Below are 1,617 nucleotides of genomic sequence, written 5' to 3' on the forward strand. Positions count from 1 at the left end.
TGCCGATCACCCGGTCCGCGCGGTTGATCGTCCATTTTCGAAACGCCCCGATTCGCGGACTCGGGTGCATCGGATGGTTCGTCGACTGCCTCGGTCAGTTTGGGAAGCAGTCCCGGTTTCCGCAGCGGGTGTTTCGTTGACCTCATCCTACCGGCTAACGGTGGTCGCGTGGGGCAATCCAGTTGTCGGCGTTGGCTACGGTGCTGATTGCTGGCAGTTGTGTTCCGCGGTTATTATCGAACGGGCTAGCGACAGATCCGTGGGGCGCTGCATCCGTCGGCGTTGGTTGCGCGAGTCGGAACTTCTCATGGCCAGCAAACGTGGTTTCTGTTTTGAGCCGCATCGCGCCAGGCCGCTTCCACCCGATCCCAGCTTGAACAGCACAATCTATTTTGCGGTTCGCATTGGTTGTCACCGTCGACAGTTCTGCGTCACATGCAGCACGCTGTTCTGATCATCCGACGAACGTCGGCCATCACCGAGGCCGCGCAGACGACTCAGACCAAACCGATTGACCTGACTCGCGGCCTTCGTGTGCATGGCATGGTTCGCTGCTTTTCGTTTCAGTTTGCCTCACAATATACGCTTCAATCTCCGATCCAACGACGGAGGCCAGCAGCAGTTCAATGACGACAATCAATAGCTGTCCGTGACCGTCAGAGTACCATGCGCCCAACACCAATTTAAGCGGTTCGTCTAGCACGTTTCCAACCACAAGAAAAACGGCAAACACCAAAAAACCAGTCACAATTCTGGAGAACGGAGTCGGCAGGTAATCAGAACGACGTCTCTGCCTTAAACCCTTCCATCCCGCCATCCCAACTAAGACGATCGCAAGAGATGGAACGTATGGGCCGGAGAGCGAGTTCCAGACACTCCTGTAAGCACGTTCCAATCCTGCGACTTGACCGTTTAACGCCATAAAGAGAGGCCCCGCGACATAGAGACAGCCTATTGTGCCCACGCAGAAGCAAAGTGTGCGTCCAATCAATTTGATCGGCGATCGTGTGGTCGATATCGCTTCGTCCTTGCTGATTGGCGGTGCAAATGGATTCATGGGCTCACAATTCATGTGTCAGCGAACGTTACAAATCACCGAGTCGCCGCGATCGACGTGACCACAGAAACAAACCGGACTCGGCGACTTCGGTGCATTTGATTGTTATCCGCTTTCCTCAGATGTCGTGAATCAACGCGAGCGAGACCGGTAACCGGTTGCATCTCGCAGGAAAACGGTGATCCACGATGTATCGCCAGCGAGTGTCCGCGTAACAAAGCCTTCGTCGAACACAAAGTACCAGTTGAAGTAGGTGTCGTGCCACCATACATCACCGACATCGAGGCAATCGCATCCGATCGCCAACCCAACGGTCAGCTCCTCTGCTCGGTCCTCAGGCGGAGTGATCCATTCGCATGCCCCTTCGATCACGCCTCCATTGACGTGCAGTGAGTGGATCCTACGACAGATACAGAAATTGAGTGAATCAGCATCCACATTGACGCACCGACGGCCGTCGATTTCAGCAAACATCGACGCAGCACGACCAAGAATCATAAAATCGCGGTCATCCTCATTCATGTTTGATTCAGACGCGGCAAGTGGTTCTAACACTCAGT

The 1,617-nt window shown here is 54.5% G+C and carries 2 protein-coding genes; both read right to left on the reverse strand.

Going from position 1 to position 1,617, the window contains the following annotated elements; genetic code table 11:
• Positions 1 to 475: 475 nt before the first annotated feature.
• Positions 476 to 1,057: a hypothetical protein gene (locus tag FYK55_RS28650; protein ID WP_150080047.1), complete on the reverse strand. Its 582-nt coding sequence runs from the start codon at positions 1,055 to 1,057 to the stop codon at positions 476 to 478.
• A 132-nt stretch (positions 1,058 to 1,189) separates the two neighbouring features.
• On the reverse strand, positions 1,190 to 1,579 hold the full coding sequence (locus tag FYK55_RS28655; RefSeq protein ID WP_150080048.1) for a hypothetical protein: 390 nt from the start codon (positions 1,577 to 1,579) through the stop codon (positions 1,190 to 1,192).
• Positions 1,580 to 1,617 lie beyond the last annotated feature (38 nt).

The organism is Roseiconus nitratireducens (assembly GCF_008629675.1).
Classification (GTDB): Bacteria; Planctomycetota; Planctomycetia; order Pirellulales; family Pirellulaceae; genus Stieleria; species Stieleria nitratireducens.